This window comes from Mesorhizobium sp. WSM4829 (genome assembly GCF_055811475.1).
Genome location: NZ_JBVVQJ010000038.1, coordinates 41,798 through 67,905, shown reverse-complemented (window position 1 = coordinate 67,905; position 26,108 = coordinate 41,798). Strand labels below are relative to the sequence as shown.

Below are 26,108 nucleotides of genomic sequence, written 5' to 3'. Positions count from 1 at the left end.
GAACCCCCTCGCGCGCAATGCGCAAAACTGTTCGCGATGTCCTCGCACACCTGTTCGCGATGTCTCCGGTCCAAACACCCCTTGTGGGAGAAGGAAAAGCGCTTGCGCTACGGCCGCCTAAACCCTGTCGGACCGCCATAGAGATAGCCGATGCGGGCGACGGCTTGCCTGAACCCTTCACGCGAGACCAGCATGGTGTGGCCGTTGGCGTGGATCATCGTTTCCGGGTCGGTCATGACAGCGACATGGCCTTTCCAGAACACCAGGTCGCCGCGCCGCAACCCGGCAAGATCCGGGCCCGGGTCGAGCGGCTCGCCGATGGTCGCCGCCTGCATGTCGGAATCGCGCAGCACTTGCCTGCCGGTCATGTGCATCGCCAGTTGCACGAGGCCGGAGCAATCGATGCCGAAGCCGGAGGCGCCGCCCCACAAATAGGGGGTGCCGAGAAAAGTTTCCGCGACCGCGACATAGTCGGCAGCCGGCTCTCCGACAGGCCTGAGATGGCCTGAGATGACTGCCTCGCCGGACGGCAGCAACGCATAATGCGTGCCGCGCGTTTCTGCCGCGCCGGTCACCGTCAGCGCCGATCCCATCGACAGTTGCCCGCTCAGCGGAAGCCGCAAATCGGGTCCCGGATAGAGGAAGGTGCGCGGCACCGAGACGACATGGGTGGGCGCATGGTCCCGTCCGCCCAGCACGGTGTCGGCGACATAGCCGACATAGCCGTCGCGCTCCGACTGGATCCAGGCCCAGCCCTCGGCATCTTCGAAGACGAGGACGTCGTCACCGAACAGGGCTTGCGTGTTGACGCCGGCATCCGGCCGCGGCGCCTTGCGGATATCGGCCACTGCGGCTGAAATCCGCGCTGGCCGCCCGGCGACGAAGCGATCGGCGGCGACCTCGCCCTCCAGCCTGGCATCGGCGAGATCGGAACGGAAGGCGTGAAGGCGGGCATCCCTGGCGGTCAAATCGGCAACTCGGTGTCAGAAGGGCGGTTCGGTCAGATGGGCAATTCCTGGGCTCTGGCGATGATAACATCGCCGAAGCGCTCGACAAAGAGAGCACCTTCCACGGTTCGCTTGACCAGCACGTTGCGTTTGTCGAGCTCATCGCGATGGCGCGAAACCAGCTTCATTGCGCCCATCGTGTCGAGCGCCCGGGTGATCACCGGCTTGGTGACATTGAGCCGCGCGGCGAGCCCGCGCACCGTATGCGGTGGTGGATCGAGATAGATCGTGAACAGGATCGCCGTCTGGCGCATGGTGAGGTCCGGCGCATCGTCGCGCACTTGGTGCAGCATCACCTGCTGCCACAGTCGCAAGGCCTGACTCGGGCGCATCGAAATCGACATCCGGCCACAATGACGGCAAATTGTTTCGGTTCCGTTTCAGTCACCAGAATGTCCTGCACCGCACCGTCAGGCGTAGCGTTTCGAGATCACCCTTTCCAGCGCGCGGATGCCTTGCGCCTCGCCGCCGGCCAAGCCCTGCGGACGATCGGACGGGTTCCAGGCGAAGATGTCGAAATGCGCCCAGGCGGCGGTCTTCTCGACGAAGCGTTTCAGGAAAAGCGCCGCGGTGATCGAGCCGGCGAAACTGTCTGACGTGACATTGTTGATGTCGGCGATCTTCGACGACAGCTTTGCGCCATAGGGTTTCCACAGCGGCATGCGCCACAGTGGATCCTCGACGGCGACGGAGGCCGCAGCCAGGTCGGAGGCCAGCGCTTCATCGCCGGTGTAGAACGGTGGCAGATCGGGACCGAGCGCGACGCGAGCAGCCCCGGTCAAGGTCGCCATGTCGACCAGCAGTTGCGGCTCGTCGTCATCCGCCAGCGCCAGGGCGTCCGCCAGCACCAGCCGTCCCTCGGCGTCGGTGTTGCCGATCTCGACGGTGATGCCCTTGCGGCTCACCAGCACGTCGCCGGGCCGGAAGGCGTTGCCAGCAATCGAATTTTCGACCGCCGGGATCAGCACACGCAGCCGGACCTTCAGCCCGGCGGCCATGATCATCGAGGCGAGGCCCAACACGTTGGCCGCGCCGCCCATGTCCTTTTTCATCAACAGCATGCCCGAGGACGGCTTGATGTCGAGACCACCGGTGTCGAAGCAGACGCCCTTGCCGACCAGCGTCACCTTCGGGGCGCTCTCCGGTCCCCAGATCATGTCGATCAGCCGCGGTTCGCCTGATGAAGCGCGGCCGACCGCATGGATCATCGGGAAATTGTTCTTGAGCAGGTCGTCGCCCCTGGTCACCGACACTTCGGCGTCGTGCGTCCCGGCCAGCGTCCGAACGGCCTTCTCCAGCTCGTCCGGTCCCATGTCGCTGGTCGGCGTGTTGACCAGATCGCGCGTCAGGAAGACGCCCTCGGCGATGCGGCGAACATAAGCCGCTTCAGCGCCGGGCGGCAGCGAGAAACGCAGCGTCTTGCCAGGCTTTTTGCCGTAGCGGGTGAAGACATAGCCGCCGAGCGCCAATGCGATGGCCGCGATTTCCGGCTCGGCCAGTGTGGAAGCGAAATGCCAGTCGCCTGCGGGCAAGGCTCTCGCCAGCGCGCCGATGGCAAGCCCGCCTTCGCCATCGCCCGTGCCGAACAGGGCGCCGGCAAGCGCGCCGTTTTCGTCGGGCAGGATCAGCGTCCGGCCGGCCTGACCGGAAAAGCCGTTGGCCCTGGCCCAGGCGCGCGAGAAGGAGGCAAGCCCTGCCGCATCCAGTCGATCCTTCGCCACCAGATACACCGGCAAAGTGGTCTTCAGTTTTTCCTCGATGAGTTCGACTGGCATTCGATGATCTCCGGCTTCCGAGTCGGCTTTTAACGATCCGTTAGGGTTAACAGAATATTTCTGCGGGAGGGAAGATGGCCACGTAAAAGCCAATTTGACGAATGGAGGCCCTGGTGCAGATGCCGACCAACCGCATGACCAACGCCACGGCCAAGCGGCTGATCACCACGGCGTTCATAATAGCGCTCGCGGCCAGCGTTGCAGGCTGCGGGACCAGCAAGCTGACGACCGGCTCGATCGGACGCCCCAGCGGCAAACCCTTGGAAACCATGTCAGCCGGCGAGTTGCACAAGGCGACGATCGCGCTGGGTCAGTCCTACGCCAAGAACCCCAACGACAAGCGGATCGCGACGAATTACGCCGCGGCGCTGCAAATGGATGGCGACGCCGACCAGTCGCTCGCCGTGATGCGCAAACTGGCGATCGCGCTGCCGAAGGACCGCGACGTGCTCGCCGCCTATGGCAAGGCACTTGCCGCCAACGGGCAGTTCGAGCCGGCGCTCGATGCGGTGCGCCGCGCGCAGACACCGGAATATCCCGACTGGAAGCTGGTGTCGGCGGAAGCCGCTATTCTCGACCAGCTTGGCCAGAGAGACCCGGCGCGCCAGAATTACCGCAAGGCGCTTGACCTCAAGCCGAACGAACCTTCGATCCTTTCCAATCTCGGCATGTCCTATGTGCTGGAAGGTGACCTGCGCACGGCTGAAACCTATATGCGCTCGGCCGCCCAGCAGCCGAATGCCGACAGCCGCGTCCGCCAGAACCTGGCGCTGGTCGTCGGCCTGCAGGGCCGCTTCGACGAGGCCGAGAAGATCGCCTCGCAGGAGCTGTCGCCCGAACAGGCGCAGGCGAACGTGACTTACCTTCGCCAGATGCTCGCCCAGCAGAACGCCTGGAGCCAGCTCAAGGACCAGGACAAGACAAAGCCCGCCACCAACTGACCGCGGCTCGTCCCGGTGCCGAACCGGCGACATGCAGTTACCTCGGAGCGCTGCTGCGGTGCAGAACCTTGTGATGGCAGTTTGCGCGGTGCACCCCCCTCTGTCCTGCCGGACATCAAGGGGGGAGATTGGCAGTTTCTCGGCCTCGTCAACTCTGCCACGATGAAGATTGGCGAAACCGGAAGGGACAGCCAATCTCCCCCCTAGAGGGGGAGATGTCCGGCAGGACAGAGGGGGGCGCCTCGCTCCGCCATCAAAGGTTCTGCGCCGCAGCAGCGCTCCGAGGTAACGATTCCCCTGTGCAGAGGCCGCCTGGCTATTGGCTGCTCGATGCCGGCTGGTCGCCGAAAATGCCGCGCTCGCTGACCTGGATGCCGGCGGGACCCAGGATGATGGCGAACAGCACCGGCAGGAAGAACAGGATCATCGGCACGGTGAGCTTCGGCGGCAAGGCCGCGGCCTTCTTCTCGGCGGCGTTCATGCGCATGTCGCGGCTTTCGCCGGCAAGCACGCGCAGCGCGTGCGCCACCGGCGTGCCGTAGCGCTCGGCCTGGACCAGCGCCTGCGACACCGACTTGACCGATTCCAGGCCGGTGCGGCTTGCAAGATTCTCGTAGGCCTGCTTGCGTTCCTGCAAGTAGGAAAGCTCGGCATTGGTCAGGATGAACTCTTCGGCAAGCGCCACCGACTGCGCGCCGATCTCGTCGGCGACCTTACGAAACGCCGCCTCCACCGACATGCCGGATTCGACGCAGATCAGCATCAGATCGAGAGCATCCGGCCACGCCATCTGTATCGACTGCTTGCGCTTGGTGGCGCGGTTGTTGACATAGAGCACCGGCGCGTAAAAACCGGCATAGGCGACGACGATACAGACGAACAACTTGATGAGAGGCGGCTGCTCCGGCAACCCGCCGAGCACGAACAGATAGATCGCAGCCAGGGCAAAGCCGACAAAGGGCAGGATCAGACGGAAGAAAAGGAAACGCGTCAACGGATTCTGCCCGCGGAAGCCAGCCACCTTGAGTTTCTGCAGGGTGCCTTCATCGGCCAGGGCGCGCCTCAGGTCCAGCCGGTCGACAATATTGCGCATGCCGATCGACTGTTGCTCGCGCAGGCCCTTGCGACGGCGATCGGCATCGAGGGCAAGCCGCGCACGCTGCTTGGCGCGCAGTTCGTCGCGCTCCAGCGCCACCGATTTTATGCGCGCCTTGAGCTGGTTTCCGCCAAAGGCAGGCAGCAGCGTGAACACGGTCGCAAACACCGCAATGCCGACCAGCAGGGCAATCAGAAATGCCGGATCGGTAAGGGTTTTGACGACGTTCTCGGTCATGCGGTGAAATCCTAAACCTCGAAGTTCATCATCTTGCGCATCACCAGGATGCCGATCGACATCCAGACCGCGGAGCAGCCGAGGATCAGATTGCCGACGCTGGTGGTGAACAATGGCATGATGTAGTTCGGGCTTGTCAGGTAGACGAGACAGGCGACGACGAATGGCAAGGCGCCGATGATCACCGCTGACGCCTTCGCTTCCATCGACAGCGCCTGGACCTTTGCCTTCATCTTCTTGCGGTCGCGAAGCACCCGCGAAAGATTGCCCAGAGCCTCGGACAGATTGCCGCCGGCCTGGGACTGGATCTGGATGACGATGCCGAAGAAGCTCGCCTCGGTGCACGGCATCGTCTCGGCCATGCGCAGGCTGGCGTCGGGGATCGACAGGCCCATCTGCTGCGAATCGATGATGCGGCGGAACTCGGTCTTGACCGGTTCGGGGGATTCATTGGCGATCAGGCGGACGGCGTCGTTCAGCGGCAGGCCGGATTTGACCGCACGCACGATGATGTCGAGCGCGTTCGGAAATTCGTTGAGGAACGCCTTGACCCGGCGGGCGCGGCTAAACGAAACGAACCAGCGTGGCAGGCCGAGGCCACCGACGAGCAGCGCACCCGGCAAAACATACAAAGGCGCACCGGCGAAATAGGCAAGAAACGTCAGGACGACGCCGCAAACCGCCGAGTAGAGATAGAAGCGCTCGAGCGAGACCTTCATGCCTGCCTGACGGATCTGGGCCTTCAGGGGCGGCTTTTTGGCGAGGCTCTGGCTGGTTTTGTGCTTCTGTTCGAGGTCCTTCAGTGAATCCTGAACCGATTTGCGCCGCTTGGCCGCTTCCGCCACGCGATCGCGCGAAGCCTTGACGACGGCACCATCCGTCTCGGCGGTCTTGATCGTTTCAAGCCGCCTGCCGACCTGCTTTTCGGTGCTGATCCGGTTGAACAGAAAAGCATAGGCGACCGCGCCGGCGCTGAAGCCGGCGAGCACGATAAATGCCAACACGGTGCCGTCAATTCCAAACATCGGCCCTGGCCCCTACGCCTCCAAATGGATCAGTCAGCGCGTTTCTCCATCGCCTCGAGCGCATTGGCGAGGCGCTGTTCCTCGCCATAGTAGCGGGCGCGCTCCCAGAAATGCGGACGACCGATGCCTGTCGAAACGTGCTCGCCCAGCAGCCTGCCGTTCGCGTCCTCGCCTTTGATGTTGTAGAGAACGATGTCCTGCGTGATGATGACGTCGCCCTCCATTCCGATCACCTCGGTGATGTGGGTGATGCGCCGCGATCCGTCGCGCAGGCGTGCGGCCTGGATGATCACGTCGACGGAACCGACCACGATTTCACGCACGGTTTTCTGCGGCAGCGTGTAACCGCCCATCGCGATCATCGATTCGATACGGTTCAGGCATTCGCGCGGGCTGTTCGAGTGGATCGTGCCCATCGAGCCGTCATGGCCGGTGTTCATCGCTTGCAGAAGATCGAACACTTCAGGTCCGCGCACTTCGCCGACGATGATGCGCTCGGGCCGCATGCGCAGGCAGTTCTTGACCAGATCGCGCATGGTCACCTCGCCCTCGCCCTCGAGGTTGGGCGGGCGGGTTTCCAGACGCACGACATGCGGCTGCTGCAGTTGCAGCTCGGCCGAGTCCTCGCAGGTGATGACGCGCTCATCGCGGTCGATATAGTTGGTCAGGCAATTGAGCAGCGTCGTCTTGCCCGAACCGGTACCGCCTGAAATGACGATGTTGCAGCGGACGCGGCCAATGATCTTGAGAATCTCGGCGCCGGGCGGCGAAATGGCGCCGAACTTGACCAACTGGTCGAGTGTCAGCTTGTCCTTCTTGAACTTGCGGATGGTGAGAGCGGCGCCGTCGATGGCGAGCGGCGGCGCGATGACGTTGACGCGGGAGCCGTCGGGAAGGCGCGCGTCGCAGATCGGGCTCGATTCATCGACGCGGCGGCCAACCTGGCTGACGATGCGCTGACAGATGTTGAGGAGCTGCTGGTTATCGCGAAAACGGATGCCGGTCTGCTCGACCTTGCCGTTGACCTCGATATAGACGTCCTTGGAGCCGTTGACCATGATGTCGGCGATGTCGTCGCGAGCGAGCAACGGCTCCAGTGGCCCGTAACCAAGCACGTCATTGCAGATGTCCTCGAGCAGTTCTTCCTGCTCGGCGATCGACATCGCGAAATTCTTGATCGCGATGATGTCGTTGACGATGTCGCGGATTTCCTCGCGCGCGCTTTCGGGATCGAGCTTGGCGAGCTGCGACAGGTCGATGGTGTCGATGAGCGCGGCAAAGACCTGGCTCTTGGTGTCGTAATAGGTTTCGCTCTTTTGGCGCTGGAGCTTTTTCGGCTCCGGCGCCAATGGCGGCGCCTCGACCGCACGGCGTGCGGGCGGCGCGGCAGACGCGCCAGGCGTGCCGGATGACGGCGGCGGTGCGGGTTTGGCGAGAACCGCCGTTTCCGCAGGTTTTGCCGCCGGCGCGGCAGGCGCAGGTGCCGGCTGACGGAATTCCGGGGTGAACCGGCTGCCGTCGTCGCTGCCTCTTTTACCAAACATGATCGATTACCAATTCCGCTCCGGAAGCATCACTTCTTGCCGCGCGAGAGCTTGCCAAGGAGATTGCCGAGGCCCGCTTTCTTTCTTGCCTTGATTTCGCTGCGCCCGGTCAGCACATGCGCAATCTCGTTGATAATGCCGACAACCGGGTTCCTGGCATCCATTTCGCCGAGCATGCGCCCGTTGTTGGCGGCGTTTCCGAACAGCAGCGGCTCGAAAGCAATGACCGACATCGGCGACAGGCCGAGCGAATCGGCGAAGTCGGACGACGAAATCTCCGGGCGCTTCGGCACTCCGGCCTGGTTGATGATCAGCTTCGGCGGCGGATCGTTCGGGCGAAGCCGCTTGAACATGTCGGCCAGATTCTTGGTGTTGCGCAGATTGGCCAGCTCCGGCGTCGCCGTGATCACGATCTCGTCGGCTTTGACCAGTATGTTCTTCGTCCAGCCCGTCCAGACGTGCGGAACATCGAGCACCAGCAGCGGCACGCTGCGCTGCGCCGTGTCGATAAGCTGGGTGAAAGCCTCCGGGTCGAAATCGTAGACCCGATCGAGCGTTGAAGGCGCTGCAAGCAGCGACAGGTGCTCGGCGCACTGGGCAAGCAGCCGATCGAGATAGACCTCGTCGAGGCGCTCCGGTGAGAAAACGGCTTCGGCAATGCCTTGCGCCGGATCCTGATCGAAATTGATGTTGGCGGTTCCGAAAGCCAGGTCGAGGTCGGCGACAACCACTTCCGACTTGAACAGCGACGACATCGCCCAGGCCACATTATGGGCAATGGTCGAGGAGCCGACGCCACCCTTGGCGCCGATGAAGGCGATCGAGCGGCCGATCGGCTCGGCTTCCGGATCAACGAAAATCGTCGAAATCACGCTGACGATATCGGCCATCGATACCGGCGCGATGACATATTCGGAAATGCCGGAGCGGATGAGCTCGCGATAGAGCCCGACATCGTTGTAGTGGCCGATGACCACGACCTTCGAGGTCGGATCGCAGTATTCGGAGAGCTGCGTGAGCTGCTCGAGCAATTGCTTCGGCTCGCTGCGCGATTCCAGCAGGATCAGGTTCGGCGTCGGCGCCGATTGGTAGAACTCGATGGCGGTGGCGATGCCGCCCATATGGACCTTCAGATGGGCCTTGGCCATGCGGCGATCCTCGCCGGCGCGCTCGATCGGATTGGCAACGCCCTCGGTCTCGCAAAATGCCTGGATCGAGATGCGCGGAATCGGCCGCAGCGCCTGCATGGCGGCGACATCCTGCTGCGAGCTTTCGCCGCCGTCTAACCCCGTGTCGTAGGCAAGATTGCTCATTGTCATTTCTTTCCGTGACTTGTCTTCCCGTGACTGGCGCGGCTCAAGCTCAATACTCGACTTCCGAATTGCCGAGGAACTCGTCCGAAATGCCTCGCTCGCGGTAGACGTCGATCACCCCGCTGCGATTTTCTGCGTCGATAACGGATTGCTTGCGGGGCCCGAGCAGATCGGTAGGGTTTGCGATCTGGGCGGCAAGATTGTTCTGATACGAGCAGCCGAAATCGGCATAGTGCTTGTTTTCCGAGGTCTGCAGCAGGTCTTCGGGCCAGCGTCCGCATCTGCCGGTCTGCGCCTTCACCGTGACATAGGCGACGCGGATCGGCGCGGACGCTTCGGGCGAAGCCGACTGGTAGGTGGTGATGACGATCCGGCTGCGGCTGATGCCACTGGCAATCGCAAGCCTGGCGAAATCGCGACCGGCCGCGGTCGCGGCGATCTCGTTCGCCGAACCGCTCGGGATCGAGATCGTCAAGGTCGGAGCGGCGCTCTTGTCATAGCCATCCAGGAAGCCGAGAAGCGTGTCGCGCTGCGACCCGGTCATGCCGCGATCGCCGGCGCCGACCGGAAGGTCGATCTTCTGGTTTTTCTCGGCAATGACGATCGGATGGTTGGTGCGATAGTCGTCCGGAACAGCGCCGACCGTGATGCTGTCCCGGTTGGCGCAGCCCGCCAGCAATGCGGCGACCGCAACCGCCAGGAGCGGAACGACCGGCTGGCTGATCCGCGACCGGCCGGACCGCATCGCTGCGATGATTGTCCTTGGCTTCAATGCTGACCGAGACATGTCCGCTTCCCCCTTACTTGTAGATGAAGCCGACGACGCCGTGGTAACGGCCGTTGGGCTTGTCGGTCTGCATGGTGCCGTAGACGCGATTGACACGGCCAAGGAACATGCCGGCGCCATCGCTGGCGGCGTTGAAATTGTCGTCCGGCTTGGCAAGGGCGTTGCGCGTCACCGGCTTCACCAGATAGGGCGTAATGATGATGACCAGCTCGGTCTCGTTGCGGACGAAATCCCGGCTGCGGAACAGCGTGCCGAGCACCGGAATCTTGGTCAGCCCAGGCAGGCCGTTGACGGCTTGCCTGATGTCATCCCGTACCAGGCCGGCGATCATCATCGAGCCGCCGGAAGGCAGCTCCACCGTGGTGTCGGCCAAGCGTTTACGGAGCGACAGGACGTTCGTGCCGGGGCTTGTTACACCCTCGGACAAGGATACCGATGCCTCGGTCGTCGGCTCGGAAACCGACGTCCTGACCTTCAGGCTGATGCGGCCGGGAGACAGCACCACCGGCTGGAATTCCAGGCCAATGCCGTATTCGAGCTTCTCGATGTCATACGTCTTCACACCGGTCTGGTTATCGTCGGACACAGCTTGGGAAACGCCGGTCACCATATTGTACTCGCCGCCGACCTTGAAGGTCGCCTTCTCGCCGGATACGGCTGTCAACGTCGGCTCGGCCAGGGTTTTCATGACGCCTGACTGTTCCATGGCGTTGATGTAGGCGTCGAGCGTCGAGGTGCCGATAGCCAGGCCAGAGTTCGACAGCGACTTGCCCAGGCCGGTGAAATTGTCGCTTACCGCGGCCCAACTGATGCCGTTGCTGCTGCCGCTGCCGATCAGGTTGACGCCGAGCTGCTTCATCACCGAGCGGCTGACCTCGGCCACCGTCACTTTCAGCGTCACCTGGTCGTCGCCGATGATCTGCAGCAGGTTGACGATCTGGCTGACGCGACGCTCGGAATCCGGATTGTCGATGTCGACACCGGCTTCGGCCGAGCCGCCGGAGGCGGTCTGCGAATACTGTCCCGTGGTCGCTTCACCGCCGGACACGAAGATGGTGGCCAGCTGTTCCGCGCGCTTGGCATCCAGCGGAGTGTCCACGGTTCCGGTCAGGACGACGTTGTCGTTCAGCAATTCGACCGTGATGCTCGATGACGGTATGAAGCGCCTGATATAGTCTTCCAGTCCGGCGACGTCGCGTTCGACCGCCAGGTCGAGGCTGACAATCTGTTCGCCATTAGGGCCGAAGACGAAGATGTTGGTGTCGCCGACCGCCTTTCCGAAGAGATAGATGCGCCTGGCGGTGCGGGTCACCGCATCGGCGACCGCCGGGTTGGCGACGAGAATATCGTAGGCATCGCTCGGCAGGTCGATGACCACCGATTTGTTGAGACCGAGCTTGACGCGCTGGGTGGCGGTCGAAGCCGACACCTCGGCGCCTGCCGCATTCGCCTCGATGAGGCCATGTGCATTCGTTCCAAGCAGGAACAGGCCGAGAGCCGCAGCCAGTGTGACCGGAGCGTTTAACCTCATTGCCTTGCTCCCACTTCGGAAACTTCGCCCGACTTGATCAGGCGCACTGTTCCGCGCCGGCCATTGCCGGAAACGAGATAGTCGGCCTCGCCCAGATTCTTCTCCTGGGTGTCGGTGATCGACCGCAGCGCCAATGTCAGGCGATCCGCCATCTGCTGGGCGACGGTGATGATTTCCGCCTGCTGCGGTGTCAGTTCCAGCGTCGCGGTCTGGCCGACCCTGGTCCGCTTGCCTTCCTCGTCCTCCTGGATGGTCTGGTCGATCGCCAGGACGCGAATGTTCTTGAGGATGGTCTCGGTGGTAAAGCCGCTGCCGCCGGCTGCCGGATCGGCCCTGCGGGTCATGATGACGTCGACGAAATCATTGGGAAGAATGAAGCCGCCGGCCGACGTGTCGGCCGATACGGCTGTGGCGACGGCCCGCATGCCGGAGGGCAGGATCGACGACATGAAGCTCTGTCCCTCGCCGATCAGCTTGGAGCGCCGCAACGGCTCACCGGCATACATCGCCACACGGGCGACGCCGCCTTTCAGCTTCTCCAGCGCATCGGGCTCCGCGGCGCGGGTTATGAAATTCGCGTTGATGCCGTCGGCCGGCCAGGACTGCCAACTGATGTTGTTCTCCAGCGGACTGCCCATCGGAACGTCGCCGGACAGGACAAGCACGTCCTGCAGCGCGATTGCCGGCGCCTGGGGGCCGGAATCGACGATTTGAGGCGGCGGCGTCGCCACCATGTTTTTTGCGACATATCCTGCGCCACCCGCCGCGGCGACCGCCACGCCCAGAATGATCAGTCGGGATGCTGGCATCTGTCCGAACCTCGTCCTTGGCAAACAAACTAGCCAAGCCGGACCATGCAGCGGCAATCGTCAAAACAAGGTTAATTTAATACTTACGATCGTGATTAATTTAAGGTTTACATAAATTTGAGGCATCGGTCCGGACCGCAAAAAAGGCGGCCAAAGCCGCCTGTTTAAACGCCAAATCGAATGTGAAAGGCAGGCCTGACGCGGGAAGAATCAGGCCGTCAGGCTTGCGAGCGCCCATGCCATCAACGGGGAAGCCGGAAAGGTGAGCAGGCCGCCAATGCCAAGCGCAATGCCATAGGGAACGCCTGATGTCTCGTCGGCGAAATGGCGTAAAAACGGATTGTGGCTTGTGACGGCCGCAAGCGGCGATTTCCGATAGACGAGGATGGCGAGCGTCAGCAGGCCACCGATGACGGTCGAAACCAGGAGGTATTCGACGAGGTGGATGTTCAGCCCCATCCAGACGGCGCTGGCGGCCAGCAGCTTGGCGTCGCCGCCGCCCATGCCGCCGAGCGCGAACAGCCCGAAGGTCACGGCGAGGACCAGGCCGCCGGCGGCAAAATGCCAGCCATAGCTTGCCCAGTCCATGCCAGTCAGCGGCGCGACCAGGGCGAAGACGGCGACAAGCAGCACCGGCACGCGATTGGCGATCGTCATCGACAGCATGTCGGAGATCGCGGCGAAAAGCATGCAGAACGGAAAGACAACGAAGATCAGGGCTTCAAGCATGGGCGCGGCGCCTGTGGTCGAACTGTGCCTGGCCCCAGCCTAGGCATGTCCGATTAACGATTGGTGAGGCCGAAATTTCAAATGGTCCGATACGATTAGATAAGGGCCGCCAGTGCGGCGGCCCTTATCTGGAAACAGCTGAACGCAGTTAGGGGGCGACGGGGGCGTTGGTCACCGCGTTTCCGATCACGTTGAACTTGGTGTTCAGGGCAGTGCCGAGCTGGCCGGCGCCGACCATGATGGCGAGCGCGATGAGAGCGGCGATTAGACCGTATTCGATAGCGGTCGCGCCGGATTCGTCTTTCACAAAACGTGCAATAAGATTAGACATTCGAGAGCTCCTACTCCAGGTGTTACAGCACTTCCGTCAACTTCTCTGTTGGTTGATCGGATGCTGACAATCTATCGAGAAGCTCTTTCGATCGACTTAATAAACAGCCTTACCGATTCCTTTCCGGCTTCGATGACATTGCGTGGTTAACCGCAGACTAAGTGACGCCTATGGACCCGACAGGCGCGGCAGGCTGCGAAAGGCGCAACTTGGCGACGGTGCAGAACCGTTGATGGCGGAGCGAGGCGCCCCCCTCTGTCCTGCCGGACATCTCCCCCACTTGGGGGAAGATCGGCCGTCATGGCGGCTTTCGCCAATGTCCAACGTTGATAAAAAGGCGCGGTCAGCGAAGCTGCCGATCTCCCCCCTCGTGGGGGAGATGCCCGGCAGGACAGAGGGGGGCGCGAAGGATCGCTACATTTATCCTGGGCCGTTGCATTCCTCGGCTGAGGTAACGGCATGGATCCCAGGGTCTCCGCGACGTCGCTTCGCTCCTGCTCCGCCCTGGGATGACGAAGGGAGGGGTGTTTCGGCTAATCCTGGAGGTTTGCGATTGCCACTGAGATTCGCCGCTGAAAGTGCTGTGGACCTTCGCTGCGGTCCGGGCCGTGAGCGAAGGACGGCTGCATCAAAATTCCTGTGTGCGCGCAAAATACGGGATGATCGTGGCAGCAAAACATTGATGAAACGTATCGGCACCACTTGCCGAATCGATGATCGTTCGATTGGCGCGCGGCTGCCGGTTCAGTGAACCCGGTAGAGGACGAGTGGCTGGTCCAGCGTCTCCGATATCGGCTCAAGCCAGGACGGAGCGTCCCCCTTGACGATATCCGCCATCAGGCCGTTGGGCGCCCAATCCACCAGCGACCCGGTCTCGTCATTTCCGGGACAGAAGGCGAGCAGTCCGATCTTCTCGCGTCGCATGACTGCATGCGCCTGATCAGGCGTTCCCATGAAGGCATCGAGCACCGCGATATTGCCAGCATTGTTGCGGTGATAAGGCCCTGCGAGAACCCGGTGAGGCGTCGTCGCGATCATCGGTGCGCCAAGGTTCGAGATCGTCAGCACCGTGGTCGGCGGCTGTTGGGCCAGCAAGGCATAAGTTGCATCGGCGGTACAGGACAGTTTGCCCTTGCCGGCGGTTGTGGCGCCAGCGTTCTGCTTCGGCGCGATGGCATTGGCGATCGCATGCGAACCGGCGCTCCATACCAGCGTCAGCGAAATCAGCCAGGCGAAGACCATTTTGAGCGTCGCCTTGGCGGTGCGCCCCTGCGCATCGCGCCTCGCGGCCGCCACCATTGCGGCTAGCGGGATGATGGCGAACGGCAGCGAGAAACTCGTACCGCGTATCTGCCAGACGCTGACGGCGGTGGCTGCCACCAGGAAGCCGAGAAGCATCACTTCAGGCCGTCGCACGCCGTGCCGCAGCGTCGCCGTGACAAGTATCCCCACAGCAATGGCCGGCGTCGCATAATTCTGGGCGACATTCTCGGGTTGCAACGCGACTATGTTCCATAGCGGTTGCGCCTCGGCCACAGAATTCAGCCAAAAATCGCGCATCCTTGGATCGAGTCCGACAAAAGGGTCGCCCAAGCATTGCGGGGCGATCAGGATCGCGGCGGCGCCGACGGCGATCACCAGGATCAGGAGACCGGCAAGCCGCGCCGGCATCCCCTTCGAAATAGTGACGGTGGCAGTGGCGGCAAGCCCAAGCCCGCCCAGCAGGGCGACCACAGCCAGCCGTGCCGAATAGGCGTCGCACTGCGCGATCCACCATGACGATGGCGGCACGGTCGCAACGAGCGCGAGAGCGGCCGCGCCGGCGAAGCCAAGGCCGAAACCGATCGCATCGCCGGGACCGTCCTTGCGTGAAAACAACAGCGCCGCCGCCACGCAAGCGCCTGCCACCGCGACATAAGGCGCGGTCTCCATGCCGATCGCCAGCATCAGGGCAGCGCAAACGCCGCTGCCCGCTGCCCTGCGCCATCCGGGCGCCAGCAGCAGCGTCACCATGGCCAGGGCGAACACGACCTGGAGGTTGTGATGGTCCAGCGCCCGCGCGGTAAACAGGCCCATGGCATTCAGCGTTATGGCGCCGATCACCAGCGCCGGAAGCATTGTGTGCGGACCGGCCAGCAACCGCGCCGCCCGGACGATGAGAAACAGCGCCGCGATGCTGAGCAAGGCCGGCCAAAGTATCTCGGCAACCACCTCGCCCGCGGCCATGCTGCCGGTCAGCGCCGCCACTGCCAAAACGATCGCCGCGATCGGCACATCGACGATGCGCGACCAGTGCATGACGAAGCCGCCGTCCGGCCCCATGCGGTACTGGTGGAGGTCGAACCACGATTGTCCGCCCAGCCAGTCGCGGATCTGCGCCAGCCGCATCATGCTGTCGTTATCGCCGCCAGAATCGAACAATGTTGGGAAACCGGTCGCGGCCTGCGCACAGACCATCACCAGCGCCGCGAGCAGGCTCGCGGCGAGGTCGGCCTTCCAACCTTCAAGACGCGACGGCCGCGCGATAGCGAGCGTGGTGGCGTTGGACATGTCGATGGTTCCGGTGAATTCGTCCCAACTTAAACCTAGCCTTAACGGCTTCAATAAATAGTAAACCTCCAGGTGCGGAGCGGACGCGGACCGGTCGCGGCCCATTCCACCCCGCCGGAGTTCCACGATGCCACACAGCACGCGTCCCGACCTGACAATCGCGATCCTGATTCCTTGCTACAATGAGGAACAAACCATTGGCGACGTCGTGCGTCGCTTTCGCGAGACGCTGCCGGCCGCAACAGTCTACGTCTACGACAACAATTCGCGCGATCTCACCGCGCTCAAGGCGCGCTCCGCCGGCGCCATCGTGATCCGCGAAGCGCGGCAAGGAAAAGGCAATGTCGTACGGCGCATGTTCGCCGATATAGACGCCGATATCTATCTCATGGCCGATGGCGACGGCACCTATGCGCCGGAAGACACGCCGCTTCTCATCAACACGCTGATCACCGAGCGCTGCGACATGGTGGTCGGCACGCGTCGCGGCGTGACCGCGGATGCTGGCCGATCCGGACATGCCTTCGGAAACCGCATCTTCAACAGCCTCTACAAACGCCTTTTCGGACGCGACTTTACCGATATCTTCTCCGGCTATCGCGCTTTTACGCGACGTTTTGTGAAGAGCTTTCCGGCCGTCTCCGGCGGATTCGAGATCGAGACAGAAATATCCGTCCACGCCTCGCAGCTCAAACTGCCGGTCGTCGAAATCCTGCTCGACTATGGCCGCCGGCCGGAAGGGTCGTCGTCGAAACTGTCCACCGTCCGCGATGGCGCCAAAATCCTGCTGATGTTCGCGATGCTGATGAAGGAGACACAGCCTTTCCGTTTCTTCGGAGCCATCGCCGCCGTACTCCTGGTTGCCAGCCTGATCCTGATGGCGCCGGTGTTGGTCGAATATTTCGAGACCGGCCTGGTCCCGCGCATGCCGACCTGGGTGCTGTCCATCGGCTTGCTGCTGCTCTCGGTACTGATGGCCGTGACCGGGCTCATTCTCGACTCGGTGTCGCGCGGCCGGGCGGAACAGAAGCGTATCTTTTATCTCTCCCTTCCGACTTTCGGCGCGGGCAAACCCGACGCGATCATCCGCGCCAACCGCCGCGACGTAGCCTGACGTCCACCATCGGAGCCGCACCCGTGAATAGAGAAACCACAAACCGCATCCGCTTCGTCCTCGAGGATGTGCTGCCGCCGATCGTGCGGGACTCCGCCCTGTTCCGGGGCGTCGCCAGTATGGCCTGGGGCAGCCACATCACCCGGCTTGCGGCCTTCCGTGAGCGTGCGCCGTTCCTGACGGCCGATGAATACGAAACGCTCTATCGCGAGCATCCGCGCGTGCATGAGGGCACGGACAATTCCGAAGCCTGCATCGAGCGCATCATCGCCGACACGGTCGGCGACAGCGTCTGCGATGTCGGCTGCGGCACCGGCGTATTGATCAAGCGCATCCGCGAGGCGCGGGATGGCGCCGGCCATTATACCGGCGTCGACTTCGTGGTGGCGGACGCGGCGGCGATCCCCGGCGTCGACTACGTTGCCGCTCGTATAGAATATCTGCCCTTTCCAGATGCGGCCTTCGACACGGTCATTTGCACGCATGTCATCGAACACGTTCTGGAATACCGGCAGGCGATCGCCGAACTGCGCCGCATCTGCCGCACGCGCCTGATCATCGTCGTGCCGCGCGAGCGCGAATACCGCTATTCGTTCAACCCGCATTTCAACTTCTTCCCCTACACGCATTCCTTCCTGCGGGCCGTGCATCCGGTGCCGCGGAATCATGCGTGCGTGGATATCGGCCGCGATATCTATTACTCTGAAGACCGGCTGGAAGCCTGAAGCCGTGGGAGTCTATTCGTTTCCCGTTCTCGCAGGGCTCGTGCTGACGCCTCTGCTGATCTCGGCGGGTCAGGTGCTGTTCAAACTGACCAGCGCGCGGGCCGGCGGCACGGACGTTCCGAGTGTGCTCGCGCTGTTCGCCGACCCTTACCTGATCGCCGCCTTCGCCATATACGGCTTTGGCACCATCGTCTGGATCTATGTGCTGAAATCTGTTCCGCTGACGGTCGCCTATCCGTTCATGGCGCTGACCTTTTGCGCCGTGCCGCTGCTCGCCTGGTCGCTGCTCGGCGAACAACTCAGCCTGCGCTACGGGCTCGGTGCCGCGCTGATCATCGCCGGACTGCTCGTCGTCAACGGTTGACGCCCCTTTACCTAATCCCCAGCGTCAGACATGGCGGCTGCAGGCCGGCCGGCAGCGCGACCGTCAGTCAAAGAACCTAATTCCCTGTGCAGAGGAACCAGGAGAGGGCGGGCCGCTCCAGGCGATCAAACTGCCGACCCGACATCATCACGGCTCCCCTCCGCTTAACCCTTGCTTCACCAATCTCGTTCATGTTCCGTTGAGCAAATTGCCGCCGTGGAGCGCTTCAATGACCGGGCCGAGATCGTCCTTTCCGATTGCCGCGCTGCTTGCCGCCACCGCCTTCGTCGTGACGGCCAAGGCCGGCGCCGGCATCGAGGTCACCATGAACCAGGCGAAGATCGTCAAATTGTCGCGCGCCGCCGATACGATCGTCGTCGGCAATCCGGCGATCGCCGACGCCTCGGTGCAGGATGCTTCGACGATCGTACTGACGGGCAAGGGCTTCGGCGTCACCAATCTCGTCGTCCTCGATCAGGAGGGCCGTCCGATCGTCGACGAGCAGATCACCGTCGTGCGACAGGACGCATCCTCGGTGCGCATCTATCGACGCGCCGAAATACAGACCATGTCGTGCACGCCGTATTGCGAAAGCTCATATAAAAGCGAGGCGGAGAAGACCTCGGAAGCCGAGATGAGCGCCGGCCAGTAAGCGACCCGACCGTTTCGTCTCGCTGAAAAAGGCCGCTTCGGTTATCGGCCTGTTAAAACCTCCCCTTCGAATTTAACGATCATCAAAACCGCACTTCAATGGGTTTGCGCTAATGTTGCCCGACACCCCCTAAGGGATCGGCAGGCACGGGACATGAGCAAAGCAGGACAATCAAGCCTTTCAGCGCGCTTCCTTGGCGACCGGCACGGCAGCACCGCTTTGGAGTTCGCGATGCTTGCGGTGCCATTTGCGCTCCTCGTCTTTGCCATACTGGAGAGCTGCATTTCATTTGCCGGGCAAGAGGTGATGGCCAATATCACCGACGATGTCGCGCGCCAGCTGCGGACTGGCCAGATAAGGCAGGCCAACCTGACCGAGGCGACGCTGAAGTCCATGATCTGCAGCCGGCTGGAGATCATGGTCGCCAAGGACTGCCCGGGATTGGAGGTGGATCTGCGCGCGTATACGAGCTTCGCCGCCGCAGCCCAGGCAGGCTTCAATATCCAAGACGGCGAAATCGCGTTGACCGGCACGACCCCCTCGACTTTTACGGTATCCCCGGGCTTGGCTGAATCAATAAACATGCTGCGGGTTTTTTACAAATGGCCCGTCATGACCGATTTCATGGCCAAGTCGATGGCCAATCTGAAAGACGGCAACACGCTGCATTTCGCATCGATGACCTGGAAGAACGAGCCGTTCGACGACTGAAAATGCAAACCGCTGCGTGGGAAAGGACGATAGCATGGGGCGTGCGGGGGCACAAATGAGGACCGCTGGGATATGCTCGAAAGCCATACGGTTCTGCCGTGATCGCCGCGGTGTCGCGGCGGTTGAGTTTGCCTTCATCGTGCCCGTCCTGCTGATGATGTACTTCTTGACCATGGAAGCCTCGCAAGCCATCGAGACCAACAAGAAGGTCAGTCGCATCGGCAGCATGGTGGCGGATCTCGTCACCCAGCAGCAGACCGTCACGCCGGCCGAACTCGATGCGATCATGCAGATCGGCAACTCCACCCTTCAGCCGTACAACCGATCGGACCCGGAAATCATCATCACCGCGATCCAGGTGACGAACGAACCGACGCCGCGGGTGCTGGTCGCCTGGTCACGCAAGATGGTCGGCGACGCCTTCAGCGCCGGCGCCGCCAAGGAATCCATCACCACGGTTCCACCGCAGCTTGGGGTCAAGGGCACGTTTCTCGTTCGCGTCGAAAGCAATCTGGCATACGAGCCGATCATCACCTGGTCGGCGGATAGTGAAAAGCGGCTTGGCTTCAGTTCGGCTTTCAACTCGATATCGATGGGCGAAACTTATTATCTCAGGCCCCGCAGGAGCCCGACGATTACCTGCGACACCTGCTGAACGACGGCGCCCGATCGCCATTGCTATCGGCCTGACACCAGGCGCTCGATAGCCGCGGGATGCCTTGCATGTCGCATGTGAGTTCCCTCTCGTTTCCGTCGATCCACGCCGATGCCGGCGACAATTCCACCATCGCGCCCGGATGTGCACACAGCCGTCTGGTTCCGAATTGCCAATGGCGGCGCGGCCGCCTATGTCTGGGCGGACAGACAAACGATAATAATGATCCCCTGCAATGGCGCGCGCCTTCCTTTTTGTTCTCGATTCCTTCGGCATCGGCGGCGCGGCCGACGCCGAGCGCTATGGCGACACCGGTTCCAACACGTTCGGACACATCGCTCGAGCCTGCGCGGATGGCCGGGCGGATCGCGAGGGGCTGCGCAAAGGCCCGCTTTTCGTACCCAACATGCTCTCGCTCGGCCTGGCGCACGCGGCGAAAACCGCGACAGGATTCTGCTTCGACAGCGGCGGCCTGCTTGCCTCCGCCTTCCACGGCGCGGCGCAGGAGATTTCCAGCGGCAAGGACACGCCGTCAGGCCATTGGGAAATCGCCGCCTTGCCGGTCCGCTTCGACTGGGGCTATTTCCCGGACACGGTTCCCGCCTTTCCAGCCGACCTGACCGAAGCGATCATTCGCGAAGGAAAGGTGCCGGGCATTCTCGGCAATTGCCATGCTCCGGGCACCGAGATCATCGAGCGGTACGGCGAGGAGCATGTCCGCACCAGCAAGCCGATCTGCTACACTTCGGTCGACTCCGTCCTGCAGATCGCCGCGCATGAAGTTCACTTCGGCCTGGAGCGGCTCTACGAATTCTGCAAGGTGGTGCGCAGGCTGGTCGATCCGCTGAACATCGGACGGGTGATCGCACGGCCTTTCATTGGCGAATCCGCCGCCAGCTTCGAACGGACGCACAACCGCCGGGACTATTCGGTGCCGCCACCCGAACCGACCCTGCTCGACCGGCTGACGGCGCGCGGCAGCCGGGTGATCGCGGTCGGCAAGATCGGCGACATCTTCGCCCATCGCGGCATTTCGGAAGTGCGCAAGGCCGCCGGCAACATGGCGATGTTCGACAAGGCGCTCGGCGCGATGGACGACACGGGCGACGGCGATCTCGTCTTCGCCAATTTCGTCGATTTCGACACCGAGTTCGGCCATCGGCGCGACGTTGCCGGCTATGCCGCCGCGCTCGAGGCCTTCGACCGGCGGCTGCCGGAGGCGCTTGCACGGCTGAGGGAAGGCGACCTTCTCATCCTCACGGCCGACCATGGCAACGATCCGACCTGGCACGGCACCGATCATACGCGCGAACGCATTCCGGTGATCGGTGCCGGACCAGGCTTAGGCGGCGACATCGGGTTGAGAGCGACGTTCGCCGACATCGGTGAAACCGTCGCCGAGCATCTTGGGTTGGCACGCGGCCGTCACGGCACCTCCTTCTACACAGCGATAGGCGGCCATGCCTGAGTTGCCTGAGGTCGAAACGGTGCGGCGGGGCCTGCAGCCGGTTCTGGAAGGCGCCCGCATCGCCCGCGTCGAGGCGCGCCGGCCCGACCTGCGCTTTCCATTTCCCGAGAATTTTTTGGAGAGGCTGACCGGCAAGACGATTACGGCGCTCGGCCGCCGGGCCAAATACCTGACGATGCACCTGGAAGGCGGTCCGGTGCTGATCTGCCATCTCGGCATGTCCGGCTCGTTCCGCATCGAAACCTCCGATGGCGGCGAAATGCCCGACAGCAGCGAAATGCTGCGCGCGTTCTATCATGAGCGCCCGAAAAGCGCGGTGCACGACCATGTCGTCTTCCATGTCGTCTCTCCCCAAGGCGCCCGGTCCCGGGTGACCTTCAACGATCCGCGCCGTTTCGGCTTCATGCTGTTTTCCGAAGGAGCGCCTGACACGCATCCGATGCTGGCGGGGCTTGGCGTCGAGCCGACAGGCAATGCGTTGGACGGCGAGCTGCTCGCCTCGCTGCTGAAAGGCCGGAAATCGCCGCTAAAGGCAGCACTTCTCGATCAGCGGCTGATCGCCGGGCTCGGCAATATCTATGTGTCGGAGGCGTTGTGGCGCGCCGGCCTGTCGCCGTTGCGCGAGGCGGGCACCATCGCAAAGCCTGGAAAGAAGGCCAAACAGCAGCGCGACGCCCTGGCCGAAGCAATCCGGGCGGTGATCGCCGATGCGATCGCCGCCGGTGGATCGTCGCTGCGCGACTATGTGCAGACCGACGGGTCGCTGGGCTATTTCCAGCATTCGTTCGCGGTCTATGATCGCGAGGGCGAGCCCTGCTCCAAGCGCGGCTGCAGCGGCCATATAGAACGCATCGTGCAAAGCGGGCGTTCCACCTTCTATTGCCGGACCTGTCAGTTGTGACTTAGGTGGGGGTGTAAGCCAGGTGCCGGGTGTGAGTTGGACGCCTGATGCAAGGAGATGACCGAGTGAGGAGATACAGTCATGGCCTATGAAACGATTATCGTCGAAACCCGCGGCAAGGTCGGGCTGATCACGCTGAACCGGCCGAAGGCGCTCAATGCGCTGAACTCGCAGGTCCTGGCGGACGTGGTCGCGGCCGTGAACGGCTTCTGCGCGAATGCCGACATCGGCGCGATGGTCATCACCGGCTCCGAAAAAGCCTTCGCGGCAGGTGCCGACATCAAGGAAATGCAGGCGATCTCCTTTGTCGACGCCTATGTGCAGGATTTCTTTATCGGCTGGGAAGAGCTCACCCGGGTGCGCAAGCCTGTCATCGCGGCGGTGGCCGGCTATGCGCTCGGCGGCGGCTGCGAACTGGCGATGATGTGCGATTTCATCATCGCCGCCGACAACGCCAAGTTCGGCCAGCCCGAGATCACGCTCGGCGTGATGCCCGGCATGGGCGGATCGCAGCGCCTGACCCGTTTCGTCGGCAAGTCGAAGGCGATGGACATGTGCCTGACCGGACGGATGATGGATGCGGCGGAAGCCGAGCGTTGCGGCCTGGTGTCGCGTGTCGTGCCCGCCGGCGAATTGCTCGAGGAGGCGTTGAAGGCGGCGGCCAAGATAGCCGATTTTTCGCTGCCGTCGGTGATGATGGCGAAAGAGGCCGTCAACCGCGCCTATGAAACGACACTGGCCGAGGGGCTGCGGTTCGAGCGCCGGCTGTTTCACTCACTGTTTGCGCTCGATGACCAGAAGGAAGGCATGGCGGCCTTTGTCGAGAAGCGGAAGCCAAATTTCTCGAACCGGTAGCCAAATTTCTCGAACTGGTAGATGGCGACGACATCAGCCGGGAGCGAGCGACAGCAGCGGCCCAAAAAGAAGGCGAAGCAGCGTTGACGCGCCGGAAAAGCTGAACTATAAGCCGCACCAACCGAGGCGGCCCTGTGGCTGCCCGTTTGTTTTTTGCGCCTTGCGGCATCCCGCATGCGCCCACCAGATCAGAAGAGAGGCATCATGGCCAATACCTCCTCGGCCAAAAAGGCAACGCGCAAGATCGCCCGCCGCACGGCGATCAACAAGAACCGCCGCTCGCGCGTGCGGACCTACATCCGCCAGGTCGAAGAGGCGCTCGCCTCGGGCGACAAGGCGGCCGCGCAGGCTGCTTTCAAGGTGGCTGAGCCGGAATTGATGCGCGCCGCGAGCAAGGGCGTGGTGCACAAGAATACGGCATCCCGCAAGGTGTCGCGCCTGGCCCAGCGCCTCAAGGTGTTGTCGGCCTAACCCGGATAGCCGGGCTGATATACCTTTACTAAACTTGTCCTTTTCAGACCCGGCCGCTCGTGCCGGGTTTTTTCGTTTGCCGGCAAGTACTTAAAAAGAAAGCCCGCAAGCAACACCCCGCACGATTTCGAAGTTCGAATTGCTTTGCCGGCATATACATGCCGGCTGACAGGCGCAGCCGCTGAAAGCGTTCACGGCGAAAATATCAACTGTCGAAAATCACCTTTATTTTTCAAACGGTTGCGGACGGTCATCCACAGCTTGTTCACATCGGGTGCGGGGGATGGGGGACAATTGCCTGTCAAGAAAATTATTTGATAAAATTTCGCGCGACGCGGCCTTTTTCACATTCGCCGGAAAAGGGTTTGAATCACAATGGGTTTGTCAAAACAAGCCAGTGCAACGCAGGCTCCGAACACGTTTGCGCTAACCACATTCCTTAAAAATCCGTTAGTCATGGCCTTGCCCTATCCACAGCGATTTCGCTAAGGTCTGTCTATCGAGAGGGACGGGCCGTTGGCCCTTAACCCAGCCTGAATCGGCCAGCACAAAATGGCAGAATTCATGACGCGGATCATCTCCGCGTACGGGTTTGGTTTGCCTTTTCGATACGGTAGGGGAATGGCGTAATTGTACATGGCAGATCAATGACGCGCCGGCGTTTCGCCGGGCGGAATTGTATTGCCCTGACATGACCAAAGCGGGCTGGCTCCGAGGAGCTGGCGCCGGTTCCCCGACAATGAGGCGACATCAGCTGCCGGCGGCGGCGATGGTGTCGCTGTGAGGACACGGTCGCCGGAAACATGGATGCAGGAGGCGCATTCCCGGCGGAAAAAGGTACAAAAGGACAAGGAACTCGATCATGCAGAGCGGCATCGAAAGGGAGCTTACGGGCGACCTCCCATTCCCTGGGACCTTAACCGGAGGGGACGCTATGTCGGCTTCCATCGACGCGGAACAAAAGTTCGACCGGGTCAAGGCCCAGTTGAAGGCGCGTCTGGGAACCGAAGTCTATTCGAGCTGGTTCGGGCGCATGAAGGTCGCCGAGGCGTCCCGGGGCATTGTCCGCATCTCGGTGCCCACCGCCTTCCTGCGCTCGTGGATCAACGGCCACTACCTCGACCTCATCGCCGAGCTGTGGAAACACGAGGATCCTGAAATCCTCAAGATCGAGATCGTCGTGCGCACCGCTACCCGCCCGGGGCGCAACGGCGTCGAGCCCGAAGTGGCCCCGGCGCGCAAGATGACCAGGCAGGCGCAAACGGCGCTGGCCGCGGGAACAGCGGCCCCCGGCAGGGTGGAGCGGGTACCGGCACCTCGCCCGGGAATGCCTGCCGAGACCGAGTTCCGGCACAATGTGCTCGGTTCGCCGCTTGACCCGCGCTACACGTTCGGCTCCTTCATCGAAGGACCGTCGAACCGGGTGGCCTTCGCCGCCGCCAAGGCGGTGGCGGAATCGCAGTCGAGCGCGGTGCGCTTCAATCCGCTGTTTCTGCACGCGACGGTGGGGCTGGGCAAGACGCACCTGCTGCAGGCGATCGCGGCGGAATCGCTGAAGCAGAATCCGAAATCGCGCGTCGTCTATCTCACGGCCGAATATTTCATGTGGCGGTTTGCCACCGCGATCCGCGACAACAACGCGCTGACGCTGAAGGAACAATTGCGCGACATCGACCTCCTCATCATCGACGACATGCAGTTCCTGCAAGGCAAGTCGATCCAGCATGAATTCTGCCATCTGATCAACATGCTGCTCGACAGCGCCAAGCAGGTGGTGGTCGCCGCCGACCGGCCGCCGTCGGAACTGGAATCGCTGGAGCCCCGAGTCCGCTCGCGCCTCAACGGCGGCGTCGCGCTCGAAATGTCGGCGCCGGATTTCGCCATGCGGATCGGCATGCTCAAGCTGCGCCTTGCCACCGCCAAGGCCGACGATCAATCGCTCGACATTTCGGAGGAGATCCTCAACCATGTCGCCCGCACGGTGACCGGCAGCGGGCGTGAACTCGAAGGTGCGTTCAACCAGCTTCTGTTCCGCCAGTCGTTCGAACCGCAGATCACCATCGACCGCATCGATGAGATCCTCGGCCACATCTATCGTTCGGGCGAGCCGAAGCGGGTGCGCATCGAGGACATCCAGCGCATCGTCGCGCGCCACTACAATGTGTCGAAGACGGAACTTCTGTCCAACCGGCGCACCCGCACCATCGTCAAGCCGCGGCAGGTCGCCATGTACCTGTCGAAGGTGATGACACCGCGCTCCTTGCCGGAGATCGGCCGGCGTTTCGGTGGCCGCGATCACACGACGGTACTGCATGCCGTGCGCAAGATCGAGGATCTTTCAGGCGTCGACAACACGCTGGCGCAGGAGCTCGAATTGCTGAGAAGACTGATCAACGATCAGGCCTGACCGGCCCGAAAAAAACAAAAGCGTGTCGCGTCTGGATGGCCGCGACGCGCTCGTTATCTTCGTCCTTATGCACGTCGTTGCCGCAAAACCGCTGCGCACCCTCGGGCCTG

25 protein-coding genes are annotated in these 26,108 nt (G+C 62.5%); 12 read left to right on the top strand and 13 right to left on the bottom strand.

What is annotated here, in order from left to right; all coding sequences use genetic code 11:
• Positions 1-107: 107 nt before the first annotated feature.
• The 3 genes from AC0L17_RS27855 to AC0L17_RS27845 all read right to left on the bottom strand — a co-directional run bounded on the left by AC0L17_RS27855 (position 108) and on the right by AC0L17_RS27845 (position 2,782).
• A complete protein-coding gene (locus AC0L17_RS27855; protein WP_473518144.1) occupies positions 108-968 on the bottom strand; it encodes a C40 family peptidase in 861 nt (286 codons plus the stop codon).
• A 32-nt stretch (positions 969-1,000) separates the two neighbouring features.
• Entirely contained in the window at positions 1,001-1,351 is a 351-nt protein-coding gene (locus AC0L17_RS27850; protein ID WP_027151718.1) for a MarR family winged helix-turn-helix transcriptional regulator, read from the bottom strand.
• Between the two features lie 66 nt (positions 1,352-1,417).
• Positions 1,418-2,782, bottom strand: a complete 1,365-nt coding sequence (locus AC0L17_RS27845; RefSeq protein ID WP_473518143.1) for a leucyl aminopeptidase family protein — start codon at positions 2,780-2,782, stop codon at positions 1,418-1,420.
• Between the two features lie 119 nt (positions 2,783-2,901).
• Here AC0L17_RS27845 and AC0L17_RS27840 point away from each other — a divergent pair, with 119 nt between their 5' ends.
• Positions 2,902-3,723, top strand: coding sequence for a tetratricopeptide repeat protein (locus AC0L17_RS27840; RefSeq protein ID WP_473518148.1), 822 nt, complete (start codon positions 2,902-2,904; stop codon positions 3,721-3,723).
• A 316-nt stretch (positions 3,724-4,039) separates the two neighbouring features.
• Here the strand turns inward: AC0L17_RS27840 and AC0L17_RS27835 are convergent, their stop codons facing one another.
• The 10 genes from AC0L17_RS27835 to AC0L17_RS27790 all read right to left on the bottom strand — a co-directional run bounded on the left by AC0L17_RS27835 (position 4,040) and on the right by AC0L17_RS27790 (position 15,675).
• Positions 4,040-5,056 (bottom strand): type II secretion system F family protein, encoded by a 1,017-nt coding sequence (locus AC0L17_RS27835; protein ID WP_473518142.1) that lies wholly within the window; start codon positions 5,054-5,056, stop codon positions 4,040-4,042.
• Between the two features lie 11 nt (positions 5,057-5,067).
• Positions 5,068-6,081, bottom strand: a complete 1,014-nt coding sequence (locus tag AC0L17_RS27830; RefSeq protein ID WP_473518141.1) for a type II secretion system F family protein — start codon at positions 6,079-6,081, stop codon at positions 5,068-5,070.
• 29 nt (positions 6,082-6,110) lie between these two features.
• Positions 6,111-7,625: a CpaF family protein gene (locus tag AC0L17_RS27825; RefSeq protein ID WP_473518140.1), complete on the bottom strand. Its 1,515-nt coding sequence runs from the start codon at positions 7,623-7,625 to the stop codon at positions 6,111-6,113.
• 29 nt (positions 7,626-7,654) lie between these two features.
• A complete protein-coding gene (locus AC0L17_RS27820) occupies positions 7,655-8,938 on the bottom strand; it encodes a CpaE/TadZ family protein (protein ID WP_208602567.1) in 1,284 nt (427 codons plus the stop codon).
• A gap of 49 nt (positions 8,939-8,987) precedes the next feature.
• Positions 8,988-9,725 (bottom strand): CpaD family pilus assembly protein, encoded by a 738-nt coding sequence (locus AC0L17_RS27815; protein WP_091600310.1) that lies wholly within the window; start codon positions 9,723-9,725, stop codon positions 8,988-8,990.
• A gap of 13 nt (positions 9,726-9,738) precedes the next feature.
• Entirely contained in the window at positions 9,739-11,256 is a 1,518-nt protein-coding gene (locus AC0L17_RS27810) for a type II and III secretion system protein family protein (protein ID WP_473518139.1), read from the bottom strand.
• Positions 11,253-12,065 carry a Flp pilus assembly protein CpaB gene (gene cpaB / locus AC0L17_RS27805; RefSeq protein WP_091600308.1) on the bottom strand — a complete coding sequence of 271 codons (813 nt, stop codon included), beginning with the start codon at positions 12,063-12,065 and terminating at the stop codon, positions 11,253-11,255. The genes AC0L17_RS27810 and cpaB overlap by 4 nt, the downstream gene beginning before the upstream one ends.
• Positions 12,066-12,275: 210 nt before the next feature.
• Complete coding sequence (locus tag AC0L17_RS27800) at positions 12,276-12,794, bottom strand: A24 family peptidase (RefSeq protein ID WP_473518138.1); 519 nt, start codon at positions 12,792-12,794, stop codon at positions 12,276-12,278.
• 148 nt (positions 12,795-12,942) lie between these two features.
• Entirely contained in the window at positions 12,943-13,125 is a 183-nt protein-coding gene (locus tag AC0L17_RS27795; RefSeq protein ID WP_091600306.1) for a Flp family type IVb pilin, read from the bottom strand.
• Positions 13,126-13,869: 744 nt separating this feature from the next.
• Positions 13,870-15,675 carry a GtrA family protein gene (locus AC0L17_RS27790; protein WP_473518137.1) on the bottom strand — a complete coding sequence of 602 codons (1,806 nt, stop codon included), beginning with the start codon at positions 15,673-15,675 and terminating at the stop codon, positions 13,870-13,872.
• 127 nt (positions 15,676-15,802) lie between these two features.
• On the opposite strand from AC0L17_RS27790, the gene AC0L17_RS27785 reads away from it, so the two are divergent.
• The 11 genes from AC0L17_RS27785 to dnaA all read left to right on the top strand — a co-directional run bounded on the left by AC0L17_RS27785 (position 15,803) and on the right by dnaA (position 25,998).
• Positions 15,803-16,789, top strand: coding sequence for a glycosyltransferase (locus AC0L17_RS27785; RefSeq protein ID WP_473518136.1), 987 nt, complete (start codon positions 15,803-15,805; stop codon positions 16,787-16,789).
• 23 nt (positions 16,790-16,812) lie between these two features.
• Positions 16,813-17,514: a class I SAM-dependent methyltransferase gene (locus AC0L17_RS27780; RefSeq protein ID WP_473518135.1), complete on the top strand. Its 702-nt coding sequence runs from the start codon at positions 16,813-16,815 to the stop codon at positions 17,512-17,514.
• Positions 17,515-17,518: 4 nt separating this feature from the next.
• The gene (locus AC0L17_RS27775) at positions 17,519-17,878 is read left to right on the top strand and encodes a DMT family transporter (RefSeq protein WP_091599962.1); all 360 of its coding nucleotides are present in this window, start codon (positions 17,519-17,521) and stop codon (positions 17,876-17,878) included.
• Between the two features lie 229 nt (positions 17,879-18,107).
• Positions 18,108-18,530, top strand: coding sequence for a pilus assembly protein N-terminal domain-containing protein (locus tag AC0L17_RS27770; RefSeq protein ID WP_236391884.1), 423 nt, complete (start codon positions 18,108-18,110; stop codon positions 18,528-18,530).
• 153 nt (positions 18,531-18,683) lie between these two features.
• On the top strand, positions 18,684-19,241 hold the full coding sequence (locus AC0L17_RS27765) for a TadE/TadG family type IV pilus assembly protein (protein ID WP_473518134.1): 558 nt from the start codon (positions 18,684-18,686) through the stop codon (positions 19,239-19,241).
• A gap of 34 nt (positions 19,242-19,275) precedes the next feature.
• The gene (locus AC0L17_RS27760) at positions 19,276-19,896 is read left to right on the top strand and encodes a TadE/TadG family type IV pilus assembly protein (protein WP_473518133.1); all 621 of its coding nucleotides are present in this window, start codon (positions 19,276-19,278) and stop codon (positions 19,894-19,896) included.
• Between the two features lie 235 nt (positions 19,897-20,131).
• Complete coding sequence (locus AC0L17_RS27755) at positions 20,132-21,364, top strand: phosphopentomutase (protein WP_473518132.1); 1,233 nt, start codon at positions 20,132-20,134, stop codon at positions 21,362-21,364.
• On the top strand, positions 21,357-22,265 hold the full coding sequence (mutM, locus tag AC0L17_RS27750; protein WP_473518131.1) for a bifunctional DNA-formamidopyrimidine glycosylase/DNA-(apurinic or apyrimidinic site) lyase: 909 nt from the start codon (positions 21,357-21,359) through the stop codon (positions 22,263-22,265). The genes AC0L17_RS27755 and mutM overlap by 8 nt, the downstream gene beginning before the upstream one ends.
• A gap of 81 nt (positions 22,266-22,346) precedes the next feature.
• Positions 22,347-23,120 (top strand): enoyl-CoA hydratase, encoded by a 774-nt coding sequence (locus tag AC0L17_RS27745; RefSeq protein WP_287281042.1) that lies wholly within the window; start codon positions 22,347-22,349, stop codon positions 23,118-23,120.
• A 204-nt stretch (positions 23,121-23,324) separates the two neighbouring features.
• Complete coding sequence (gene rpsT, locus AC0L17_RS27740; RefSeq protein ID WP_023802137.1) at positions 23,325-23,591, top strand: 30S ribosomal protein S20; 267 nt, start codon at positions 23,325-23,327, stop codon at positions 23,589-23,591.
• A 934-nt stretch (positions 23,592-24,525) separates the two neighbouring features.
• Complete coding sequence (gene dnaA / locus AC0L17_RS27735; protein ID WP_023802135.1) at positions 24,526-25,998, top strand: chromosomal replication initiator protein DnaA; 1,473 nt, start codon at positions 24,526-24,528, stop codon at positions 25,996-25,998.
• Positions 25,999-26,108 lie beyond the last annotated feature (110 nt).